Source organism: Kribbella antibiotica (genome assembly GCF_004349055.1).
GTDB lineage: Bacteria > Actinomycetota > Actinomycetes > Propionibacteriales > Kribbellaceae > Kribbella > Kribbella antibiotica.
On record NZ_SMKX01000320.1, the window covers coordinates 1 to 1,103 of the forward strand.

General features: G+C 71.3%; 1 protein-coding gene. It reads left to right on the forward strand.

All coding sequences use genetic code 11. The features are described 5' to 3' along the window. Positions 1 to 382 precede the first annotated feature (382 nt). The gene (locus E1263_RS42455; protein ID WP_132178155.1) at positions 383 to 688 is read left to right on the forward strand and encodes a hypothetical protein; all 306 of its coding nucleotides are present in this window, start codon (positions 383 to 385) and stop codon (positions 686 to 688) included. The last annotated feature ends 415 nt before the right edge of the window (positions 689 to 1,103 follow it).

The following is a 1,103-nucleotide window of genomic DNA, read 5'->3' on the forward strand; positions in this document are numbered from 1 at the left end:
CCCAGTAACTTTCCACCCCCACCCGAACCCGCCTTCCACACTCTGATCACCGCACCAGAGCCCCACCAAGCCGCCGCCCCAGCCAAATCAGCGCTTCCACACCCCCAGCGGCGGCCCCAAAGCAGCGCCCCAAGCCGCGCCCCAAGCCGCGCCCGGCCGAGGCGCGCCCAGCCGAGCCGCGCCCAGCCGAGCATCGCGAGGCGGCAGCCGCCCCGATCCCCCGACGCCGCCCCGAATAGCCGTCTCACCGAAGGCGCCGCCCTTCCCGAAGGCGCTCGAGACAGTGCAGCAATTCGAGACGTCTCGCACCGCGGTCGGAGCACCCTCGCCCCCAGCCTTGAGCCCCCACCAGCCATTCCGCGGGCTCCCGAATGCCTGGTGCGTGCTCAAGGCGCTGGCCGCGGATTCCCCGGTCGTGTCCGGCAGATCCGGCGTACGGCGAGGTGTTGGCTGGCCGGATCGCGAGGTCGCTCCGAGCGGTCGACTCACCTCGAAGCCGCTCACTCCAAGCTTTGAGCCCCCACCAGCCATTCCGCGGGCCCCCGAATGCCTGGTGCGTGCTCAAGGCGCCGGCGGCGGATTCCCCCGTCGCGTCCGGCAGGTCGGCGTACGGCGAGGTGGTGGCTGGCCGGATCGCGAGGTCGCTCCGAGCGGTCGACTCACCTCGAAGCTGCGCCCCGAGCTTTGAGCCCCCATCAGCCATTTTGCGCCGTCCCAGATGGCTGGTGCGTGCTCAAGGCCCGGCGGCGGATTCCGCGTCGCGGCCAGCAGAGCGGCGTACGGCGGGGAGGGGTCGGCCGTCCCGATTTCCCCGACGCCGCCCCGAATGGCCGTCTCACCCGAAGCCGCCAAACTTCCCCGCGCCGCTCGAAACCGTGCAGGAATTCGAGACGTCCCCACCGCGGTCGGGAGTACCCCGCCTCAAGCCTTGAGCCCCACCAGCCATTCCGCGCCGTCCCGGATGGTTGATGCGTGCTCAAGGCGCCCTGGGCGGTGGGCTTGGAGCGCCGATCGGGCAATCTGCGCGGTACCGGATGGCGGCGGGGGCTTGTGTACCGATGAACGGGTGGTGGTGGTCGTTGAGGGGCTGTGCGATGGAGGGG